Annotated in this window: 18 protein-coding genes and 1 pseudogene; 1 reads left to right on the forward strand and 18 read right to left on the reverse strand. The window is 35.8% G+C overall.

Annotated elements, in window-relative coordinates:
- The first annotated feature begins 99 nt into the window (after window positions 1-99).
- Window positions 100-285, forward strand: coding sequence for a hypothetical protein (locus NHG49_RS19055; RefSeq protein ID WP_000461129.1), 186 nt, complete (start codon window positions 100-102; stop codon window positions 283-285).
- 468 nt (window positions 286-753) lie between these two features.
- Here NHG49_RS19055 and NHG49_RS19060 read toward each other — a convergent pair whose 3' ends face one another.
- The 18 genes and pseudogenes from NHG49_RS19060 to NHG49_RS19145 all read right to left on the reverse strand — a co-directional run.
- Window positions 754-1,740, reverse strand: coding sequence for a choloylglycine hydrolase family protein (locus NHG49_RS19060; RefSeq protein ID WP_064475038.1), 987 nt, complete (start codon window positions 1,738-1,740; stop codon window positions 754-756).
- A 214-nt stretch (window positions 1,741-1,954) separates the two neighbouring features.
- Entirely contained in the window at window positions 1,955-3,316 is a 1,362-nt protein-coding gene (locus NHG49_RS19065; RefSeq protein ID WP_064475037.1) for a sensor histidine kinase, read from the reverse strand.
- Window positions 3,304-3,966, reverse strand: a complete 663-nt coding sequence (locus NHG49_RS19070) for a response regulator transcription factor (RefSeq protein ID WP_064475036.1) — start codon at window positions 3,964-3,966, stop codon at window positions 3,304-3,306. The genes NHG49_RS19065 and NHG49_RS19070 overlap by 13 nt, the downstream gene beginning before the upstream one ends.
- A gap of 41 nt (window positions 3,967-4,007) precedes the next feature.
- The gene (locus NHG49_RS19075; RefSeq protein WP_000279847.1) at window positions 4,008-4,766 is read right to left on the reverse strand and encodes a lantibiotic immunity ABC transporter MutG family permease subunit; all 759 of its coding nucleotides are present in this window, start codon (window positions 4,764-4,766) and stop codon (window positions 4,008-4,010) included.
- Window position 4,767: 1 nt separating this feature from the next.
- Window positions 4,768-5,520, reverse strand: coding sequence for a lantibiotic immunity ABC transporter MutE/EpiE family permease subunit (locus NHG49_RS19080; RefSeq protein ID WP_064475035.1), 753 nt, complete (start codon window positions 5,518-5,520; stop codon window positions 4,768-4,770).
- Window positions 5,521-5,523: 3 nt separating this feature from the next.
- On the reverse strand, window positions 5,524-6,228 hold the full coding sequence (locus tag NHG49_RS19085) for a lantibiotic protection ABC transporter ATP-binding protein (protein WP_000138158.1): 705 nt from the start codon (window positions 6,226-6,228) through the stop codon (window positions 5,524-5,526).
- Between the two features lie 269 nt (window positions 6,229-6,497).
- Window positions 6,498-8,441, reverse strand: coding sequence for a DNA mismatch repair endonuclease MutL (gene mutL / locus NHG49_RS19090; protein ID WP_258126433.1), 1,944 nt, complete (start codon window positions 8,439-8,441; stop codon window positions 6,498-6,500).
- An 8-nt stretch (window positions 8,442-8,449) separates the two neighbouring features.
- Window positions 8,450-11,122: a DNA mismatch repair protein MutS gene (gene mutS / locus NHG49_RS19095; RefSeq protein ID WP_258126434.1), complete on the reverse strand. Its 2,673-nt coding sequence runs from the start codon at window positions 11,120-11,122 to the stop codon at window positions 8,450-8,452.
- Between the two features lie 181 nt (window positions 11,123-11,303).
- Window positions 11,304-11,846 carry an outer spore coat protein CotE gene (gene cotE / locus NHG49_RS19100; protein WP_001288802.1) on the reverse strand — a complete coding sequence of 181 codons (543 nt, stop codon included), beginning with the start codon at window positions 11,844-11,846 and terminating at the stop codon, window positions 11,304-11,306.
- A gap of 125 nt (window positions 11,847-11,971) precedes the next feature.
- Window positions 11,972-12,403 carry a YlbF/YmcA family competence regulator gene (locus NHG49_RS19105; RefSeq protein WP_000649386.1) on the reverse strand — a complete coding sequence of 144 codons (432 nt, stop codon included), beginning with the start codon at window positions 12,401-12,403 and terminating at the stop codon, window positions 11,972-11,974.
- A gap of 3 nt (window positions 12,404-12,406) precedes the next feature.
- Entirely contained in the window at window positions 12,407-13,936 is a 1,530-nt protein-coding gene (miaB, locus tag NHG49_RS19110) for a tRNA (N6-isopentenyl adenosine(37)-C2)-methylthiotransferase MiaB (RefSeq protein WP_001005383.1), read from the reverse strand.
- Window positions 13,937-14,365: 429 nt separating this feature from the next.
- On the reverse strand, window positions 14,366-15,232 hold the full coding sequence (locus NHG49_RS19115) for a 2-oxoacid:ferredoxin oxidoreductase subunit beta (RefSeq protein WP_000190158.1): 867 nt from the start codon (window positions 15,230-15,232) through the stop codon (window positions 14,366-14,368).
- Window positions 15,219-16,976: a 2-oxoacid:acceptor oxidoreductase subunit alpha gene (locus NHG49_RS19120; protein ID WP_000625413.1), complete on the reverse strand. Its 1,758-nt coding sequence runs from the start codon at window positions 16,974-16,976 to the stop codon at window positions 15,219-15,221. The genes NHG49_RS19115 and NHG49_RS19120 overlap by 14 nt, the downstream gene beginning before the upstream one ends.
- 227 nt (window positions 16,977-17,203) lie before the next feature.
- Complete coding sequence (locus NHG49_RS19125; RefSeq protein WP_064475031.1) at window positions 17,204-18,127, reverse strand: dipeptidase; 924 nt, start codon at window positions 18,125-18,127, stop codon at window positions 17,204-17,206.
- A gap of 58 nt (window positions 18,128-18,185) precedes the next feature.
- The gene (gene spoVS, locus NHG49_RS19130; protein WP_000404341.1) at window positions 18,186-18,446 is read right to left on the reverse strand and encodes a stage V sporulation protein SpoVS; all 261 of its coding nucleotides are present in this window, start codon (window positions 18,444-18,446) and stop codon (window positions 18,186-18,188) included.
- A 149-nt stretch (window positions 18,447-18,595) separates the two neighbouring features.
- A complete protein-coding gene (locus NHG49_RS19135) occupies window positions 18,596-19,390 on the reverse strand; it encodes a TIGR00282 family metallophosphoesterase (protein ID WP_001221093.1) in 795 nt (264 codons plus the stop codon).
- A gap of 164 nt (window positions 19,391-19,554) precedes the next feature.
- Window positions 19,555-21,117, reverse strand: a complete 1,563-nt coding sequence (rny, locus tag NHG49_RS19140; RefSeq protein ID WP_064475030.1) for a ribonuclease Y — start codon at window positions 21,115-21,117, stop codon at window positions 19,555-19,557.
- A gap of 482 nt (window positions 21,118-21,599) precedes the next feature.
- Window positions 21,600-22,022, reverse strand: a pseudogene (locus NHG49_RS19145) (recombinase RecA family protein); the annotation flags it as partial.
- Between the last annotated feature and the right edge of the window lie 261 nt (window positions 22,023-22,283).

Raw genomic sequence — 22,283 nt, forward strand, 5'->3', positions numbered from 1 at the left:
TAATTCCATTAACCTATATAAATAACTAGTCCAAAAAAAATCTATATGCATATCATGTTATAGTAAAGAATTCAGGAAATCCTAAAAGGAGGCATTTTCATGTTTGAAGATAAATCTAAAATAAATTACCCATATGAATTTACTGAAACTACAACAATCCCGCTAAAAAACCCCATCAATAAAACTTTCAAAAACGGCTCTGGTACACATACTTTCCCAATTAAAAAACACTATAAAGAACAAGTGTTATATACGGAAAAAATTAATAATAATAAAAATAAATAAGCGTATAGTTCTTCATTTTGACGCTGCATAGTTACGTTTTAAGTAATTTATACTTTTTATACAGCTCATGTACTTTTAAAAAGTGCTGATATACAGCGCTTTTTTATACATAGATAATAGAAAAACAAAAAAGGTATGGATATTTTCCACACCTTTTTTGTTCTTTACTATTTATAAATGGAGTACGTCCATGTTCATTTTACCTAATAGCACTTTAATGGGCCTTCTAGAAGAAATAAGTTTCTTAGCGTTTTTAGAGATATTCAGGATAATACTATTCAAATACATTAGGCAATAAAGTCCACCATCACTGCACCTTAGCCAATGCTTCTACCAGCAAAGTTTTACTTGTTGGAGTCATTGAAGAAAGGAGTAGATCTATGGTGAATCACAAAGTTAAAGAAGTACCCAAGAATTATATAGGCATTATTGCTCTATTATATTTACCAAACATTGTTTCAAAGCTACCTAGTTTTCATAAAATATTTTTTGTTTCCGTTGGAACGGATAGGCTTTAATCTCATTTGTATCTAAATTTTCATGAAATAAATGAATGGCTATAATTTGTCTACAATCGTAGGTATGATAATAATATGTTCCGGACTCCATACACATTACGCTTGTATATATGGTATTATCTAATGCACCTTCTTCTGTTATTACTCCGCCTTTAGGAACCTCGCAATTTGATAAAATATGAAATAGGGCCGATACTCCCTCTTCTTCACTATCTATACCTTGAATGTTTTGTTTGCCATATGCTGCTCGCACAAACCTTGATGGCGGGGTGAAATCCCCTGGAAGTCCCATTGAGCCTGAGCCCTGACCAAAAGCACTTAATGATAAGTTACTCCACTCAGTTGGCGCGAATGGCTGCGATTTAAGGCCTATATATTGTCTTAAATTTTGCAAATGCCAATTAAACTCCGGACTATTCGTCATCACTCCTAGTGGGTTATCATACATTTTTAATCCTTCATTTGTCGGCTCCAGTACAATACAATCTCCCCATTTATCCGCTAAAATCCAATGTAGTGGTGGCGTAAGTCCTAAATCCGGTAATGGTATATCCAAAAAGGTAAGGCTATCTACAGATTTCTTTAACTCTTTGACAGAATTGAATTGCGTGAGACTCCAAGTCACAAAATCAAATGGAGCCAAATTCGTTTTGTTGTCATCTATGCTTTGACTATAAGCAGCGAATCCTGGAAAATAGAGTGTTGCACATGTCATACCAGCTTCATTTACTCCGTCCGCCATAATGACCCTTCCGTGATGATTAATCCCCATTCCGACCGTAGCATGTTTCGTATTAATAATTTCACCAGTTATATTATTCCACTGGTAATGTCGAGGAATGATTATTACTTCTTGATTCATATCTAATGTGAAGTCCATCGTTCTTGCAAAAAGATGCTGACCGTTTTTTGTCTGTAATGTCAAACTAGTACACATAAAGAACACCCCGTTTTATGGTTTTATCTACACTTTACATAATTCTGATAAATCTGTAAATTGAAAACCTCTTTCCTTACAAAAAAATTGAGAAGGCACATATAAAGTACAAATAGGTTGAGGTTATCTCTAGTTTATAAATGAATTTTTAAAATGTAGTTGCAAAAGAATTATATTAAAAAGGAGCGACTTGTTATAATCTGTACCCTCTCTACTACGCTGATATTTCCAAAACAACTTTTGCACCGTGCAGCTTTTCCGAATTACTTAAGTAAAGGTTTCCACCGTGTTGCTTTGCAAAGCTTTTAGCAATGTATAACCCCATTCCATGATGATCTTTGGAGTTTCTACTTTTATCTCCTCTATAAAACTGCTCTGTAGCTGAATGCATTTCCTCTTCTGTAAACCCTCTTCCCGAGTCCTCTACAATAAATTGCAGTTTTTCACTAATCATTTCCACTGAGAACATCAAGTCACCCTTTGTTGGAGAATATTCAATTGCATTCATCATTATATTCATAATTGCTCTTTTCAAAGCAGTCTCGTCAATAGGAATAAAATTTGGTATGTCCTGAACATTTTCAATTAGATTTAACTGTTTGCCTAAAACACAAATTGCACTTTCTTCTATAATATTACGAATAAAGTCGCGGAGATCTGTTTGCTTGAATTGAAGTGAAGCGCCTTCCTCACATTTCGTAATATCGAGCAAAGATTTCATATATATTTCCATCTCATCAATACTTTTCAAAATATGCTCATTACATTTCTTCTGATTTGAATCTAGCATTGATTCATTTAATAGCTCTGCATTCCCTCTCAATATCGTTAATGGCGTTTTAATGTCATGTGCCAAAGCAGCAATCTGCTCTCTTCTATTTGTTTCCATATTCCACTGTGTACGTAACGAATGATTTAATTCATCTTTCATTTTTACTAAAGAAGTTAATACTTCATTCACTTCTTTTATTTTAGATTGTTCCACTTGAAAATCTAAATCTTCCTTTTGAATTTTATCTGTTACATTTCTCAAAATCAGCATTTCCTTTGACAATGTTTTACCAAAAGAGCGAGATAGAAATATCACTTCGGCAACAAATAATAGAATAAAAAGAACAATTTCACAAACTTCCGGACTTGGTAAATACTTCTTCAAAAAAGGATTTTTAAAAGTAGCATGTAACGTATATAGAATGACACAAATATCTTTATCACGTTCTATAACTGCATAGTAGTACTTACTATCACCTTTTTCATCCTTATGTATGTTATTCCATATTTGTCCCGCATAATCTTTATTAATACTCCCTTGAATAACGTTTCCAGAAAAATCATACACAACATATTTATATTGCTTTAAAATTTGATCATCGTCCTGCTCCGCTTTAACTATAGCATCTCTTTGCGACTCAATCTGCTTTTCATAATAATTTGCTGGCAAGATTACCTCTGCGTTAACTCCAACTTGGAATAGAATCATAAAAAAAGTAACTAATGCAATCGTCCCTATTGAAAATGCAAAAATATACTGTATTAAAATCTTACTAAGATTGACTTGCTTTTTCACTTTCTCCATTTATAACCAATTCCCCATACTGTTTCTATTGGATTCATGTTATGCTTACATAATTTTTGACGGATATTTTTAATATGTTCCACAATTACTTGGTTATCACTTTCTCCCTCATAACCAAAAACATTTTCGTAAATCTTTTCTCTTGAAAATACTTGTCCATGATTCAAAGCTAAATATTCGCAAATTCCATACTCACTTTTCGTAAATGCGATAGATGTATCGTCATGCCATATTTCTTTACATGACAGATGAAATGTAAGACCTGACAGGAAAAATGCATTTTGCTTTTCTCTATGCTCACGCCTTACATGTGCGGATACCCTCGCACGCAGTTCTCCAATTCCAAAAGGTTTTGTAATATAGTCATCTCCACCGAGACTAAGCCCTGTGATCAGATCCTTCTCCATTGTTTTGGCTGTTAGAAATACAATTGGACTATCAACCAAATCCCGTATTTCCTTACAAAGTGTAAAACCATCTATTTCTGGCATCATGACATCTAATAGAATTAAATCATAATGACAAAATTTCTCCTTTGGTATAGTAAGAGGATTACTAACGGCAGTTACCTCATGGCCTTCTTTCTCTAAAGCACTTTTTATAATATAAAGGATGCCTTCTTCATCATCAATTGCTAATATTCTTGCCATATAGAATCCCTCCTCTCACTTCCATTATAATACAAATGCACTTACATTTCTTTACGGCCTTCATAAAAGGAAAACCATACAAGGGAAATAACAAATGCAATGATCGTGAAACAAACGCAAATCACTGCTCCAATTTTTCCCTCTACTTGTAAGACATGAATAGAAGCGGGGCTCAATTTGTGCTCCAAAAAATAATTGCATAATCTCACACTCCACGCACATGGCGTGTATTTCCAAATCACATCTCCCATCCCTGTAAGCATTAAAGCTACCAGCAAGCTTTCTATAATTCCAATCCCAATGGAAGCACCTTTACTAAAGCGAAAATTTAAGAACAGATGCCATATATACATAAAGATTTGACAACCAAAAAGAATGAAGGAAATTTCAACATACAAAGCAAATGGAAAGTTATTTTGTCCTAACAGAGAATGAAACCCTGCCGCAAACCCAACGACTGCCAACATAGTTGAACAAAACCCACATATTAAAAGTAAACATACTTTACTAATAAATGCTTTACGCCTTCCGTATTCCGTTGATAAAAGTTCTTTAAAATTCCCTGCCACAGCCTCCTGTTCCACAACAGAAGAGCACACAATGCTAATTAGCAACGGAAAAGATATCGATAATACTTGAATATATCCTGAAACCTTATTTATAGAATCAACTTTTGAAATGGAATAATAACTTAAAAAAAGAGCAATACCGATGATTGGCATCGCTATATGTATCCAGAAAAAAATCGTATGTTTCATTTTTATAAAATCAGCTCTTACTATCCTCGACAAAACCGCCATATTATTTTGCCTCCTGCTTTTCAAACCATTTTGCCGTCATATAAGTAAACAAAAAGAACAACACGACAGAAATTGCCACGCCTGGCAAAATTACATCGTAGGAAAGGAGTTCTGGTTTGAACGTTACACTTCCGGTTTCTGCATATAGACCATTTGGTAGTATTTTCAAAATAGGAATCATAAGTCTACTTGGATATGTGTATGGACTAATCATCCAAATATTTTTTGTTGCCAATACAACTCCAAAAATTCCATTTGCCCCTACATTCAACAGAAGCGTCGGAAATAGACCTATTTTGTTACCTAAAAACAAGCAGAGTGGAATTTGCCACATAAAAGTAACGATTAAAAGAACGCTTCCTAATAGCGCATTTACTGTAGGAATGATTTGGAAGTTCTCCTTATTTAATAGTAAACTAGATAACTGGATTCCACAGAAAAAAAGTATGCATGAAAAGCTCAAAATCCCTAAAATTAGTAATACTTTAGAAATCCATACTCGTTTTAATGAAACTGGTAACGATAAGATAGAACGATTATTCATTTTCTTATCTTTCTCCGCAAGAAGTACACAACTTAAAGAAATCATTCCTGGAAGCATCGTAATGTACCACCAATTGTAACTAGATAATTGAAAATAATCCGCCGATAATAAAAAAGCAATTAGTATTGTGGCAAATGGAACTAGCCATATAAGTTTGTTCAAAAAAGTATGTTTAATTTTAATTTTTTCAGATGCAATATATAAATTCATTTCTTATGCCTCCCTTCTATACTTTCCAGCCACTTGTACAAATAAATCTTCCAGGTCATCATCCTTATTCAGTTTCCCCTGATACCCCAACACACCGCCTGAGATAATCCCAACATGATCTGCAATTTGACTTACTTCGCTTAAAATATGACTGGATAAAATGACAGTAATTCCTTTTGTGGGAAAGGAAAGGATTAATTTTCTTAATTCCTGAATCCCAAAAGGATCTAGTCCATTCATCGGTTCATCTAATATTAAAAACTTCGGATGATTCAGCAATGCAATCGCAATTCCCAATCGTTGCTTCATCCCCATAGAGAATTCCCTCGCTTTTTTCCTATCTGTATTCTCTAGCTCCACAACATGCAATACTTCATCAATCCTTGATTTAGGTAATCCTAAAACAGTCGTACGAACCAACAGATTTTCTCTTGCTGTTAAATTTTCATAAAGTGGCGGAGACTCAATTAAAGCACCAATAGAATGTAAATCTTGCCGCGTCCATTTATGACCATCAAAATAAATCTCACCAGAAGTAGGTATAAGCATACCTGTTATCATTTTTAAAGTTGTCGATTTCCCTGCCCCATTAGGACCTAACAATCCATAAATTGCATATTTTGGTACAGAAAGCGAAATGTTTTGTACTACACTTTGCTTTCTAAATGTTTTGCAAAGATTTTTTGTTTCTAACATCATCTCAGTCATCCTAAACTTCCTCCTCGTATATTGTAATTCTAGAGTAAACGACAATTATAAGGATTCTATAAGGAAAATAAAAAAACATAGAGAAAAAGGAAAAGCTTTTTCAAATGCTATATGTATGAAACTATAGATTCACTTGATTTTTCTACACATGGTTACAAATGAAAAATTTATAAAAAAATGAAAAGCTTTTAATATAAATGCAAACAAAAAAGAAGCGATTTATTTCATCGCTTCTTTTTTATTAAATCATATCCAAAATGACAGTATCCCTACATAACCCTCTTAAACATCTTCTCCAACTCATAAGTAGAATGATGCACAAGAATTGGTCTTCCGTGCGGGCATGTGTATGGGTTTGTTGTTGTACGTAGTTCTTCCAATAAAGCAAATATTTGATCGTTCGTTAAATATTGATTTGCTTTAATGGACGCTTTACAGCTCATCATGATGGCTGCTTCTTCACGTAATTTTTTAATATCAACTTTTTTTAGTTTGACGACTTGTTCCATCATTTCGTCGATAATTTCTGTTTCTTGTCCTTTCGGGAACCACGTTGGATGTGAGCGGACGATAAAGGATTGATGACCGAATTGCTCTAAGAACAGTCCAACTTTTTTCAGTTCTTCTAGTTGCTCTTCGACACGTAAAAATTCAGTAAGAGATAAGTCAATACGGTATGGTACAAGTAGCTCTTGTACTTCTTGCGCTACTCTTCCTACTTTGTCACGGAAGTATTCATAATTAATACGTTCCTGCGCGGCATGTTGGTCAATCATATATAAACCTTTATCATTTTGAGCGAAAATATATGTTCCATGCATTTGTCCAATTGGATAAAGCGGTGGTAAGTCATTACCGTTCATTTCAATCTCTTTTATTTCCTGAACTTCTTCTTCCAATTCCTCTAATTCAAAGTCTTCATCGTTACTGTTCCACGATTTCTCTTCTCGAATTGGTTCTTCTATTATCGGTTTAGTAGATGGCTGCCAACTTTGTTCTTCTCTTACGAGCGACTGTGGTGGTTGCCATTCTTGTTTCGGCGGTTGCCACAGTTGTGCTGGCTGTTTCACAGCCAGTGGTTCTACTCGTTTTTCATCCATGCCCGTCGGTAAAATGATGTCCGGCATAGATGGCTCTTTCGGCTTCGCATGCTCAAACTTGAACTGTTCTTGCACACTTTCATCTTTTTCTTTTTTCTTCGTTGTTACACCTGCATCTGGGATGAGCTGTATTTTTTTAAATGCTGCTTGCAATGTTTCTTCGATAAGTTTTAGCAATTCTTGTTCTTTACTAAAACGGACTTCTAATTTCGCAGGATGTACGTTAACGTCAACAAGCATTGGATCCATTTCAATCGATAAGAAACCGATTGGATATCGTCCAATTGGCAATAATGTATGGTATCCTTGCTGAACTGCTTTCATTAATACGAAATTTCGAACGTAACGACCATTTACGATCGTTGACATATAATTTCGAGATGCTCTCGTTACTTCTGGTAGTGTTACATAACCTTTAATTGTGAAATCTAAAGATTCAGCTTCAATTGGAATAAGCTTTTTCGCAACTTGAATGCTGTAAATCGATGCAAGTACTTGTCTTACATCACCATTTCCTGATGTGTGAAGCAATTTCTTTTCATTATGAAACAGCTTTAATGATACTTCTGGATGTGACATTGCAATACGATACACGATATCCGTAATATTCCCAAGCTCTGTATGAATGGTTTTCATATATTTAAGACGCGCTGGTGTATTAAAGAATAAGTTTTGTACTGTAATATCTGTTCCTTTTCGGCTCGCTGTTTTCTCCTGCTTTATAATGTCTCCACCTTTAATCATAAGGTGTGTACCAGGCGCATCACCTGTGCTTGTGATTAATTCTAATTCACTAACTGAGGCAATACTCGGCAATGCCTCACCGCGGAAACCGAGTGTTCTAATGCGAAACAGATCGTTTTCATCTTTAATTTTGCTCGTCGCATGTCGTTCAAAAGCGACGATACAATCTTCTTCTGCAATGCCATCCCCATTATCAATGATGCGAATTTTTGATAAACCAGCTTCTTCTAAGTGGATTTCAATAGATGTACTATTCGCATCGATAGAATTTTCCACAAGTTCTTTTACGACTGAGGCAGGGCGCTCTACTACTTCCCCTGCCGCAATTAAGTTAGAGAGTTGATCATCGAGTTTGCGAATTTTCCCCATCTACTTACTCATCCTTTCTTTAACTTTTTCTGCAAGCGATACAGTTCGTTCATCGCCTCTAAAGGTGTCATATCAAGTAAATCAATTTTTTTAATTTGTGCAAGTACCGTCGTTTCTTTTGCATCTAGCACTGACTTGTCTTGTTTTTTTGAAGACTGTTCTCCACCAAAGAATGATAATTGCGATTCTTCCTCAGTCTCTACTTTCGGCTCTTGTATTTCTGCTGGTTCTTCTTTTACAACAGCTGGTTCTGGAGCCACTTCTTGTACTTTCACTTCTGTACACTTTGGAATAATAATTTCTTCTTGTCCTTCTAGTTGCGCTAACACTTCTTTCGCACGAGCGATTAAGCTATCTGGAAGCTCCGCAAGTTGCGCAACGTGAATTCCGTAACTTTTATCAGCTGCTCCATCTTGAATTTTATGAAGGAATACTACTTTTCCGTTTTCTTCAATAGCTGAAACGTGTACATTCTTCAATTGTCCTAAACTTTCTTCTAGCACCGTCAATTCATGATAATGCGTAGAGAATAACGTTTTCGCACCAATTTGGTCATGAATATGTTCAATGATTGCTTGTGCAAGTGCCATACCATCATAAGTAGATGTACCGCGTCCAATTTCATCGAATAAAATTAAACTTCTTTCTGATGCATTTGCAATTGCATTTTTCGCTTCTAACATTTCGACCATAAATGTACTTTGACCCGAAATTAAATCATCCGCTGCACCAATTCTCGTAAAGATTTGATCGAATACAGGTAATACCGCTTCTGTTGCTGGTACGAAACAACCAATCTGTGACATAACAGTTACAAGTGCTAATTGTCTCATATACGTACTTTTACCAGACATGTTCGGTCCTGTAATTAAAAAGACATCCATCTTCTCCGGCATAATACAATCATTCGGTACATACAATTTCCCGTTCAATACTTTTTCAACGACAGGATGACGACCATCTTTTATAAAGATTTCGCGCTTAGTTGTTAAAACAGGTTTTACAAACTGTTCTTCTTCACTAACTGTCGCGAAACTTTGCAGTACGTCTAATTCACTAATTACTTTCGCTAAATGTTGTAATTTCGGAATAAATACTTTTACTTCTTCACGAAGCGCTGTAAATAAATCGTATTCTAATTGTACAATTTTTTCTTCTGCTTCTAAGATTAATGTTTCTTTTTCTTTCAATTCATCTGTAATGAAACGTTCCGCATTAGCAAGCGTTTGTTTACGCTCATAGCGGCCTTCTGGAAGTGCTGCAAGATTCGCCTTCGTCACTTCAATGTAGTAGCCGAAAATACGGTTGTACCCGATTTTTAATGATTTAACTCCTGTAATATCACGCTCTCGTTTTTCAAGCTCAGCGATCCACGTTTTCCCGTTTTTACTAACGTAACGATATTGATCAAGCTTGTCATTATAACCGTCTTTAATAATATCTCCATCTTTAATAGAAAGTGGTGGGTTTTCTTGAATACTTCTTCCTAGTAATTCAGTTAAGCTCTCACATGGATCCGCACCTTGAATTAACCTTGCTGCATAAGCATTATCTAATAGACTAATCGCTTCTAAAATAGCTGGTACTTGAAGTAAAGATCGTCTTAACTGTAATAAGTCCCGTGCATTCACATTACCAAATGCAACTTTCCCTGCTAAACGTTCTAAATCATATACTTCTTTTAATTTTTCTTTTAAATCTTCACGTAAGAAGTAATCATTTACAAATGTTTCAACCATTTCTAAACGCTCTTCTACTTTTTCTTTTTGAATCAATGGACGTTCCATCCACTGTTTTAACATACGACCACCCATAGCTGTTTTCGTTTTATCTAATAGCCATAATAATGATCCTGTTTTTTCTTTCGTTCGAAGTGTTTCTGTCAGCTCTAAATTTCGCTTTGAATGCACATCAATTTTCATAAATTGATTCGTATAATAAATTTCCACTGGTTGCAAATGGTCTAACGAACGTTTTTGCGTTCTTATCACATAGTTAAATAAGCGTCCAACTGCTTTAATTAACTTTGCTTGCGAAACGTTTTTCACAAGATGTTCTAACCCTTCCGGAATCGTTGTTGCATCTTCATACGAAATCGTCATTTTTAATGTTGCAGTTAATTTATTTAATTCATCTTTTGAAAATGTAGAATCTACAACAATTTCTTTTGAACCAGTTGCATACACTTCTAATAAAATATCTTCTACTGAACCTGTTAACAACGTTACTGTATTTTGTCCAGTCGTTAAATCATTACAAGCTAAAGCATACGATCCATCTTCAAAATGTGTTAATGCTGCTAAGAAGTTATTTTCTTTCTCATCAATAGTACGCCCTTCCATCATCGTTCCTGGCGTAATTAGTTGTACGACTTCACGGCGCACTACACCTTTAGCTGTTTTTGGATCTTCCACTTGCTCACAAACAGCTACTTTATATCCTTTTTCAACAAGTTGTTCAATATAATTTTTAGCTGCATGATGCGGTACACCGCACATCGGTATACGATCACTACTACCACCATCTCGGCTCGTTAATGTAATTTCAAGTTCATGAGCTGCTTTAACCGCATCTTCAAAGAACATTTCATAAAAATCACCTAATCGGAAAAATAAAAAGGCATCTTGATAGTCTGCCTTAACCTTTAAATATTGCTGTATCATAGGGGTATATTGCGTCATACTTTTCCTCCATAATTCTTACATAGTAATCAATTTTCATATATGTCACACTTCACGGACATCCATATCTCCTATTTCAGGAGTCTTTCCTCATTATAGCACATTTCATAAGGAATCATGTTCATTCAAGCATCACTTATGTAAAGTAAAAAGCTAGGAAGAACTTCTCCCTAGCTTTCTATTACTCTTCTTCTGCATCGACGATAAAGTTCGGATCTAATTCTTCAAACTCATCATCATCGACTTGGAAATCCTCGTCTGATTCTACACAACCTTCAGGATTTACACTTACACAAATTTTCGTTTCCCCAACTACTTCTGTTACAAATTCACGTTCTACAGTTACAACAATTTTATTACCATTTGGTGATACAAGAGCTTCTAAACAATTTGGTGGCTGAATGACACGAGCAATAATTTCTAAATCATCACCAGAAAAGTTTTTATCACGATACCCAATACTCACTTCATCAGTGTAGTTCACACGTTCTGTTACAACTTCTGTCTTTGTATTACCATCAAATGAATACCAAGTGTTCACATCATAGAAACCTTCAATTTCCACATGCTTTCCATTCTTTCTTGCTTCGTACGAGTGGTTAATTACCCAGCACCCTAAAATACTTGTTGGCTCATTATTCGATTCACATGTATGCGTTGACTTTGTATACTTACGTCCTTTTCCAACCACTGCTTTTGTAATAATCTCTCTAAATTCGGACATTCGTAACCCTCCTCAATCACTATTCACTTAATCATATGCGTGACAATAGCGGAATGTGTCATTCTTTTTTCGAGAAGAACTTACGTTTAACCCACTAAAAAAAGAGATGTCAATTCGACATCTCTTTAACAACCACAATTTCCTTTTTTACTTTCTACCGCCGCACCCGTTTCACCCTTCAATACATCGCCATTAGTTGAAATTAATATTTCATCTGTTACGTTGTTAGAAATCGTACTTGCAACTAGCTGTAGTAAGTCATTTACATATGTTTGTGAAGATTTAAATTCTTGCACAACTGGGATACTATCCAACTTATCTTGCAATGCATCAATGTCAGCTTCTACTTTTTTCAAAGCTTCCCATTTCCCGTAATGCTGCAAGTTTACTGCTTGTTTTTGCAGTGCTTTAATTTCATCAATTGCGCGCTTTACATTTTCATTTTTATGAATTTGCGCCTCTGCTTTCTTAAAGAAATCAACTTCTTCTGTTTCAGAAATCATTTTTGCTAATTCTTTCGCTTGTTCAACAATTTCATCTTTCGAATATGCTTTCATCTATTATTCCACCTCAATCGGCTCTTCAACTAATTCCCCGTTAAGAGACCAAGTTTTTGCTTCCGTTACTTTTACTTTCACAAGCTGACCAATTAAAGATTTTGAAGCGACGAAGTTTACAAGTTTATTCGTACGAGTATAACCTGCGAGTACTTCTGGATTATTTTTACTTTCCCCATCAACTAACACTTCTACAATTTGACCTTTGTAACGATTATTCTTTTCAATTGCCAACGTATTTACTAGTGTATTTAAGCGTTGAAGACGTTCTTTTTTCACTTCCATCGGTACATTATCTTTCATTTTTGCAGCTGGTGTACCTTCGCGCGGAGAATAAATAAAGGTAAAGGCAGTATCAAATCCTACTTCACGATATAACGACATCGTTTCTTCAAATTGCTCATCTGTTTCATTTGGGAAACCAACGATAATATCAGTTGTGAATACTGCATTTGGAATTGCTTCTTTAATTTTTCTTACAAGTTCTAAATAATGCTCACGTGAATATTTACGCGCCATAATTTTTAACATATCTGTGCTTCCAGATTGAACTGGTAAGTGAATATGTTCTACTAAGTTTCCAGCTTTTCCAAGCACTTCAATTAAGTGATCATCGAAATCACGTGGATGGCTCGTTGTAAAACGAATACGAGCAATATCAACTTTACGGAGTTCGTCCATTAAATCGCCAAGTCCGTATTCAAAATCTTCAAAGTCTTTACCATATGCATTTACGTTCTGGCCAAGTAACGTAATTTCTTTATAACCATTCGCAGCTAAATGACGAATTTCTTGGATAATGTCTTCTGGACGTCTGCTTCGCTCTTTTCCACGTGTATACGGCACGATACAATATGTACAGAACTTATCACAGCCATACATAATATTTACCCAAGCTTTAATATCACCACGGCGTACTTTCGGAAGGTTTTCAATTACATCCCCTTCTTTTGACCAAACTTCAACTACCGTCTCCTTCGAGAACATTGCATCTTTTAGAATATACGGCAATCTATGAATATTATGCGTTCCAAACACCATATCTACATGCTGATTTTTTTGCATAATTTTATTTACAACAGATTCTTCTTGAGACATACAACCACATACACCAATTAAAAGGTCCGGATTTCTTCTTTTTAATGACTTTAAATGACCTAGTTCACCGAACACTTTATTTTCAGCATTTTCACGAATTGCACAAGTATTTAATAAAACTACATCTGCATCTTCAGTTGAAAAGGTTGGCTCATATCCAAGTGCGGTGAAAATACCCGCCATTACTTCCGTATCATGCTCATTCATTTGACAACCATATGTACGAATATAGAACTTTCTTCCTGTACCAAAATTGCGAAATTCTTCAGGTAAGCCAAAATCCCGTTCAATTTTAACTTCTTCTTTCCCTCGTTTTTTCGCGTCTTTTAAGGAAGGTGGCTGGTATACACTTTCAAAGTATTTACTATAATCTTTCTCTTCTTTTTTCGTAGAGGAATTTGCTTGTTGACTTGCTAATCGTTGTTGCTCGTTCATCGGTAATCTCCTTTCACCCTTAACTATACACACTCTATAGTCCATTTTAATGCGCTTTGACTCACCTCAAAAATGGTTAGATAGCTTGAGAGATAACTTGTCCTTTGAAACTTGAGTAATCAATCTAATCATTCATAAGAATGAAGTCTTCCCCACACAAATAGACATTCCCTTTTCATACTTCTTTTTGTCCTATCCAAAAGCATATTGCTTTATCCCTATAAACATTACCATAGTATGAAGCGTTGCGCCAATTTTAACAAGAAAGAGGCTCTGTCTGATCTTACATTTCATCAGCAATGAACTCGCCATTTTCATACAACGATTTATATATTATTTTACCATTCTGAATTTTCTAAGTAAATAAGACTACCCTATATTTTTTACTCATAAAAAAAGGTTACCAAATGGCAACCTCCTCTTCTTATATTACATAAATTCAGCAACAAGTTCATCAAACATTTTCTGATCCATATTTAAATCAGCTTGCACTAAAGGCTTCTCACTATAGCCTTTTACAAGTTCTTGGTATGAAGGTTGCGCTGTATTTTGATATATTAAACCTGTTACTAATCCGTTATTTTCCATTAACGTTTGCATAGCCATCATGCGATTAGACGGATCATATCCCTCTACTGTACTTAGTTTTGTTAAATTTTCTTTAAACCAATCGTAAGTATTTACTTTATTGTAAGTAACACATGGGCTGTATACGTTAATTAATGAAAATCCTTTATGGTTAATACCAGCTTCAATAATTTGTGTTAGTTCTTTTAAATCACTTGAAAAGCTTTGCGCCACAAATGTCGCACCAGCTGTTAAAGCCATTTCCATAACATTTAGTGACGGTTCAATTGAACCTTGTGGTGTACTTTTCGTTTTAAATCCAGCTTCACTACGCGGTGAAGTTTGCCCTTTTGTTAATCCGTAAATTTGGTTATCCATTACGATGTACGTAATGTCTATGTTACGACGAATAGAATGGATTGTATGTCCCATACCAATCGCAAATCCATCACCGTCACCACCTGATGCGATAACTGTTAAATCACGATTTGCCATTTTCACACCTTGTGCAATTGGAAGGGCACGACCATGAATACTATGCACACCATATGAATTAATATAACCCGAAATACGACCTGAACAGCCGATACCGGAGATAACAGCAAGTTCATCTGGATTTAAGCCAACGTTAGCTGCCGCACGTTGAATTGCAGCTTGCACCGAGAAGTCTCCGCAACCTGGGCACCAGTTTGGTTTTACACTGTTACGAAAGTCCTTAAATGTTGCCATTTAATACAACCCCTTTTTTGCATTCGTTGTAAATCTCTTTCGGCAAGAATGGGTTCCCATCATATTTTAAAAGACTAGAAATTTTCTCACCGTTACCAAGATTCATTTTCATAATGTTAGCAAGCTGACCTGTTGCATTGTTTTCTACTACTACAACACGCTTCGCATTTTTCACAAGTGGATCGATTTCAGCTGTTGGGAACGGGTGAATTAAACGCACATGAGCATGGTTTACTTTCATACCCTCTTGTTCTAAGCGCTCCATTGCCTCTTCGATCGCACCACGAGTTGAGTTAAATCCAACAAGCAATACGTCCGCTTCTTCATGCTTAACATTTTTATAGACAGGGGTGTTAAACTTCAAGTTCTCCATTTTACGGAAACGTTTGTCCATTTGATCTTTACGGTTTATTGCTGATTCAGATGGTTTACCAGTTTCATCATGTTCTACACCTGTAACATGGTGAACACCATTTTTCATACCAGGTAAAACACGTGGTGAAACGCCATCTTCGGTTACTTCATAACGCTTGAAGTATGCTTTATTTTCACGTTCTGGTAATTCCGCTTCTAAATCAAGCTTACCGCGACGAATTTCCACTTTATCTAACGTAAGCGGTTCTACAGTTTGTTTTCCTAAAGAAAGCTGTAAATCCGTTAAGAAAATAACAGGTACTTGATATTCTTCAGCTAGGTTAAATGCTTCTACAATATCATAGAAAGCTTCTTCAACTGTACTTGGCGCCATTACGATTTTTGGAATCTCACCGTGCGTACCGTAAATCATCGCCATTAAATCCGACTGCTCTTGTTTCGTTGGTAATCCTGTACTTGGACCACCACGTTGTGTATCAACAATTACTAATGGTGTTTCTGTAATACCCGCTAAACCAATCGCTTCCATCATTAAAGATAGACCCGGACCAGCAGATGCAGTTAATGTACGAACACCAGCATAGTTTGCACCGATTGCCATTGTACAAGCTGCGATTTCATCCTCAGTTTGGATTACTGTTCCGCCAACTTTTGGCAATTTTTTAATTAAGTATTCCATAATTTCAGATGCAGGTGTAATTGGATATGCAGACATAAAGCGAGCACCACCAGCTACCGCACCAAATGCGATTGCATCGTTTCCAATCATAAACATGCGTTTCTTACCATCAGCTTTTTCAAGCTGCATCATGTTTACTTTCTCACCTAGCAATTCTTTCATATATTGAGAGCCGCGCTTAATTGCGTCCATATTCTTTTGAACAACTTGCTCTCCTTTACGACCAAAGATTTCTTCAACAACATCTAAATAAGCTGTTTCATCTAATCCTAATACCGCACTTGATGCCCCAACAGCAACCATGTTTTTCATTAATGATGTGCCTAATTCTGAAGCAATATCTGTAAACGGTATCACATATAGATTTACATCTGTATTATCAGGTATTGTTGGATTAAATTTCGCATCCGCAACTACAATTCCACCTGGACGTAGTTCGTGGAAGTTAAAATCAATTGTTTCTTGATCAAAAGCAATTAGAATATCTAAATCATCTGAGATCGCGCGTACTTCTGTTGTACTTACGCGAATTTTATTATTTGTATGGCCGCCTTTAATACGTGATGAGAAGTGGCGGTAACCGTATAGGTAATATCCTAATCGGTTTAATGCAATACAGAAGATTTCTCCTGTACTTTCAATTCCTTCACCTTGTTGGCCTCCAACTTTCCATGAAAGTTGACTAATCATCTCCTACACCCCTTTTGGCTGCATTCATTGTAGTGTATTTTTTTACAGTAATAGTTTAGCATTTTTTATACAAATAAACTACAACGGACGCAAATTATGCCTCTTCTGATTTCCCTGAATCTTTAGTATAAAGCTATTTTGTTTTTCATTCTAGTATTAGGTCTTAAAAAAAGCAATAATATCAAATGAATTAATTCTAATTTTTCTGGATTTTTAAAACAAAAATCTTAAAAGCTTATATGATCAACAAAATTATCATATAAAAATCGCTCTACTGTAGATGCAGCATAGTGTTTACAAAGCTCATTAATTACATTTTCATATTCTCCATACGCTGATACATTTACAACTGTTTCTAATATCCCATCAAAATCCGAACCAAACCCTATATTGTTCTCTCCACCTAATGAACAAATATATTCAATATGTTTTACTATATCTGCTATATTCGCTTGTTTTTCACTTATTAGAAACTGTGGTACGAAAGTAACACCAATCATGCTATTTCGCTTTATAAGAGCTCTAAGTTGTTCATCGTTTAAATTACGTGGGTGCTGACAAAGTTTCATACAATTTGAATGGGAGGCAATAGGATTTTTTGCAATTTCTATCACATCCCAAAAGCTTCTTTCATTCAGATGCGACACATCAGTCCATACATGTAACGTATTAAGTTCTTGTACAACATGTTTACCAAAGGTCGTTAAACCCGCCCCACGTGTCTCTAGCGCACCATCAGCTAATAAATTGGCATAATTCCATGTTAGTCCAAAAGAACGTACTCCTAGACGATAAAACAACCGTAATTTCATTGCATCTTTTCCAATTGCTTCGCATCCTTCTAGTGTTAATATCGCTCCAATCTCGTCCTGTTTTAACATGTTAATATCATCTTTTGTCTGAATAAACTTTACACCCGGTAATGATAAAATTTCATTATAAAAAATATCTACCATTTGTAATGCCGCTTCAAATCGTTTTTCATATAGCACCGTTTCTGGCACATATATAGCAAAACATTGTATACTTCCTTTTCTTTTCTTTAACTGTTCAAATGTAATATGTAATTGCGGATCGTTTTTAAAATCCTTTTTCCCCTGTGCACTCCATAACTGAAAGAGTACATCACAATGAGCATCAAAAATTTTCATTTCCATTCCTCCATTACAAAAACAACCTGTTTGCATACTGCAAACAGGTTGTTTAAACTTAACGAGGTTCTACAATTAATTTTATTGCTGTACGCTCTTCCCCATCAATCATAATATCTGTGAACGCTGGGATACAAATCAGGTCCAAACCACTAGGCGCTACAAATCCTCTTGCAATTGCTACTGCCTTTACCGCTTGGTTCAATGCACCTGCACCAATGGCTTGAATTTCTGCTGTTCCGCGTTCGCGAATAACACCTGCAAGTGCACCAGCTACAGAATTAGGGACCGACGTTGCTTTAACTTTTAATATTTCCATTCCGCGTTTCCTCCTCGTTTCTATAAAAAGTATTAGCAATTATTTCACTTTAACTTATATTCACGAGGAATGACGCGTATTCCTGCTAAATTTCTGTAATTTTTCTAAAAAATTAAAAAATAATAACTTTTCTAAATTCTATCCAGGAATTACTCAAAAAATGGCTGATCATCATTAATTAAGATACGCTGGATTTTCTTAGCTTTTCCTGTATTAGGATCCACATCAACTAACACTGCACTTAATTGTGTTCTACCACTTGTCACTTCAAATCGTACTGGTAAGTTTGTTAAAAACTTCTTCAATACCGCTTCTCGATCCATACCTAAAATCCCATCGTAAGGTCCTGTCATACCAACATCTGTGATATATGCGGTTCCGCTTGGTAAAATACGATTATCTGCTGTAGGAACATGTGTATGTGTACCCACTACTGCCGTAGCACGACCATCTACATACCAACCTAACGCTTGTTTTTCACTTGTAGTTTCCGCATGAAAATCAATAAAGATAATATTCGTACGTTTTTTTGCAATGTTAATCAATTCATCCACTTTACGGAATGGGCAATCAATCGGAGGAAGGAATGTACGTCCTTGTAAGTTAATAACTGCAACTTCTGTTCCATTACAGTTCACAAAGATAAGTCCTTTTCCTGGAGTTCCTTCTGGGAAGTTAGCTGGTCTTGCAAGATATTTTGCGTCATCAATAAATTCAAATACTTCACGGTTATCCCAAGCGTGGTTTCCAAGTGTAACCGCTTGTGCCCCGCATTCTAAAAAGTTTCGATATATTTTTTCCGTAATTCCACGTCCACCTGCTGCATTTTCTCCATTAATAATGGTTACTGTAGGTGTATATTTCTTTTTTAATGCCGGTACGTATTGTTGAATCATACCTCTACCAGGAGATCCTACTACATCCCCAACAAATAATATTCTCATATGTCTTACCCTTCCTATGTACTACATTTTTTATTACTATAGCTTCAAGTGATTTCCTTACAATATATTTATTATAAGTTTGTTTCACTTATATACTAGGTATAACTAATTTCCTTTATTTTAACCAATTCCAACACAAAAAAATAAAGTGGTGTTTCACCACTTTATTTTGCGTATTCCACTGCACGTGTTTCACGAATAACAGTTACTTTAATATGTCCTGGGTAATCCAGTTCATTTTCAATACGTTTTCGAATATCACGAGCTAAACGATGAGCTTCTAAATCATCAATTGTATCTGGTTTTACCAGAATACGAACTTCTCGTCCTGCTTGAATTGCGAAGGATTTTTCTACGCCTTCATAAGACTCTGAAATCTCTTCTAACTTTTCAAGACGACGAATATAGTTCTCAAGTGTTTCACTACGAGCTCCAGGTCTTGCAGCTGATAATGCATCTGCTGCTGCAACTAAAACTGCAATGATAGAAGTTGGTTCTGTGTCCCCATGGTGAGATGCAATACTGTTTATAACTACAGGATGCTCTTTATACTTCGTTGCGAGTTCGACACCAATTTCAACGTGGCTACCTTCTACTTCATGATCAATTGCTTTACCGATATCATGTAATAGACCAGCACGTCTTGCTAGTTTTTCATCCTCACCAAGCTCCGCTGCCATAAGTCCAGTTAAATATGCAACTTCCATAGAATGTTTTAAGACGTTTTGTCCGTAACTTGTACGGTATTTTAAACGACCTAAAATCTTAATTAAATCTGGATGTAATCCGTGAACACCCACTTCAAACGTTGTTTGCTCTCCGACTTCGCGAATATACTCGTCCACTTCACGTCTTGATTTTTCGACCATCTCTTCAATACGCGCTGGGTGAATACGTCCGTCCTGTACTAGTTTATCAAGAGCGATACGAGCTGTTTCACGACGAATTGGGTCGAATCCAGAAAGGATAACTGCTTCTGGTGTATCATCGATAATTAGGTCAATACCTGTTAACGTTTCTAACGTACGAATATTTCGACCTTCACGTCCGATAATACGTCCCTTCATTTCGTCATTTGGAAGATTTACAACCGAAACGGTTGTTTCAGCAACATGATCAGCTGCACATCTTTGCATTGCAAGAGATAAAATCTCTTTTGCTTTCTTATCCGCTTCTTCTTTCGCACGAACTTCACTTTCTTTTACCATTACGGCAATTTCATGAGAAACTTCACTTTCTACTTTACCAAGAATAATTGCTTTCGCTTGTTCGCGTGTCAGATTGGAAATGCGCTCTAATTCTGTTTGTTGCTTTTGAACTAACTCTCCCACTTTGCTTTCCAACTCTTCAATCTGTTGTTGTCTCGCTACAAAAGAATCCTCTTTCTTTTCTAACTGTTGCTCGCGTTTATCGAGCGTTTCGTCTTTACGATCAAGGTTCTCTTCTTTTTGCATTAAACGATTTTCTTGTTTTTGTAATTCGCTTCTACGGTCACGAATTTCTAATTCAGCTTCTGTACGAAGTGTATGAATTTCATCCTTTGCTTCTAAAAGCGCTTCTTTCTTAAGTGCTTCAGCCTCACGATTCGCTTCGTCTAGAATACGTTTCGCTTCATTAGCTGCACCATTAATCTTCGCTTCAGCAATAGACTTTCGAACAAAAAAGCCAACAACTGCACCGACTGTTGCAAGCAAAATGGAGATGAGTATCCAAACTGTACTACTCATGATTTCACCTCCCCTTGCTATGAATGAAAAAAGACTGTCGGCATGTACATTGAATACCAACATACAGCAAAGACCGTCGTCCCGCTTTTTTAAGGGACTTTCTTCATTTCACAATTAAAATGTCATATTATTATTTCGGCAAGATTTAAGTCTTACTCCGAATATTACTTCTCTTCTTGAGAAGAGTGTTTCGTATATAAGAAAAAATATACATTCTCATTGTATCTATCGCAATTTTCATTGTCAAGCGTTGTCTACTTTTACTTTCTTTACCTTCAGCCCTAATTCATATATGAATTTAAAAAGAAGACAGCATATTATCCTGGAAAACCTTAGTAAATTCCAGTTTATGCATACAAAACATGCATATATCCCTCTTTATACATAGCCTTTTAGGCAGATTAAATATTTTATCTCCAATGATATACAACGCTTTCATAATGATTAAAAAATAAAAGACACGGAACCGTGTCTTTTATTTTTTAATCTTGAAGATTTGAATCTTCCGTGTCTTCAGCACCAGAGTCTTCACCAATTCCGTGATGGTCACGAACAAAGAAGGCAATTTCCTCTCTTAAATCCGTATTCTCTTTTAAGAATTGCTTCGAATTTTCACGACCTTGCCCTAAACGCTCTTCATTATAAGAGTACCAAGCACCACTCTTTTGAACGATATCAAGTTCAGAAGCCATATCTAAGATTTCACCTTCTCTTGAAATACCTTCTCCATACATAATATCAACTTCAGCAACACGGAATGGTGGTGCCACTTTATTTTTAACTACTTTTACTTTTGTTTTATTACCAACGATGTCATTGCCTTGCTTTAATTGCTCCGCACGACGTACTTCAAGACGAACTGTTGAATAGAATTTCAACGCACGACCACCTGGAGTTGTTTCTGGCACTATCTATAGATTTTCCATCTCTATAGTCCGGACTATCTCTTCATCTCTTTACAGAGAGCCTTGCACTTCCAGCAGTAGCCTATCATCTGCCGTACCCTACTCAGTTAACTAAAAGTCCTTTTCGGTAGTCTCTACACCTTCCCCATATAAATATGAAGCTTGGCACGGTATTACCCTAAATAATGGTGGGCTTCACCGTTAGCAACTATATAAATAGTTACACCCTTAGGCAATAAGGTTCACAAGGTTTTTTAACAT

Origin of the sequence: Bacillus sp. IBL03825 (genome assembly GCF_024712505.1) — a bacterium.
Classification (GTDB): domain Bacteria; phylum Bacillota; class Bacilli; order Bacillales; family Bacillaceae_G; genus Bacillus_A; species Bacillus_A wiedmannii.

Coding starts and splice junctions, on each gene's coding strand:
- NHG49_RS19055 (WP_000461129.1), top strand. CDS start 100: ATGTTTGAAGATAAATCTAAAATAAATTACCCATATGAATTTACTGAA.
- NHG49_RS19080 (WP_064475035.1), bottom strand. CDS start 5,520: ATGAATTTATATATTGCATCTGAAAAAATTAAAATTAAACATACTTTT.
- NHG49_RS19070 (WP_064475036.1), bottom strand. CDS start 3,966: ATGGCAAGAATATTAGCAATTGATGATGAAGAAGGCATCCTTTATATT.
- miaB (WP_001005383.1), bottom strand. CDS start 13,936: ATGAACGAGCAACAACGATTAGCAAGTCAACAAGCAAATTCCTCTACG.
- cotE (WP_001288802.1), bottom strand. CDS start 11,846: ATGTCCGAATTTAGAGAGATTATTACAAAAGCAGTGGTTGGAAAAGGA.
- NHG49_RS19125 (WP_064475031.1), bottom strand. CDS start 18,127: ATGAAAATTTTTGATGCTCATTGTGATGTACTCTTTCAGTTATGGAGT.
- NHG49_RS19075 (WP_000279847.1), bottom strand. CDS start 4,766: ATGGCGGTTTTGTCGAGGATAGTAAGAGCTGATTTTATAAAAATGAAA.
- spoVS (WP_000404341.1), bottom strand. CDS start 18,446: ATGGAAATATTAAAAGTTAAAGCAACGTCGGTCCCTAATTCTGTAGCT.
- NHG49_RS19105 (WP_000649386.1), bottom strand. CDS start 12,403: ATGAAAGCATATTCGAAAGATGAAATTGTTGAACAAGCGAAAGAATTA.
- mutS (WP_258126434.1), bottom strand. CDS start 11,122: ATGACGCAATATACCCCTATGATACAGCAATATTTAAAGGTTAAGGCA.
- rny (WP_064475030.1), bottom strand. CDS start 21,117: ATGAGTAGTACAGTTTGGATACTCATCTCCATTTTGCTTGCAACAGTC.
- NHG49_RS19060 (WP_064475038.1), bottom strand. CDS start 1,740: ATGTGTACTAGTTTGACATTACAGACAAAAAACGGTCAGCATCTTTTT.
- NHG49_RS19120 (WP_000625413.1), bottom strand. CDS start 16,976: ATGATTAGTCAACTTTCATGGAAAGTTGGAGGCCAACAAGGTGAAGGA.
- mutL (WP_258126433.1), bottom strand. CDS start 8,441: ATGGGGAAAATTCGCAAACTCGATGATCAACTCTCTAACTTAATTGCG.
- NHG49_RS19065 (WP_064475037.1), bottom strand. CDS start 3,316: ATGGAGAAAGTGAAAAAGCAAGTCAATCTTAGTAAGATTTTAATACAG.
- NHG49_RS19085 (WP_000138158.1), bottom strand. CDS start 6,228: ATGACTGAGATGATGTTAGAAACAAAAAATCTTTGCAAAACATTTAGA.
- NHG49_RS19135 (WP_001221093.1), bottom strand. CDS start 19,390: ATGAGAATATTATTTGTTGGGGATGTAGTAGGATCTCCTGGTAGAGGT.
- NHG49_RS19115 (WP_000190158.1), bottom strand. CDS start 15,232: ATGGCAACATTTAAGGACTTTCGTAACAGTGTAAAACCAAACTGGTGC.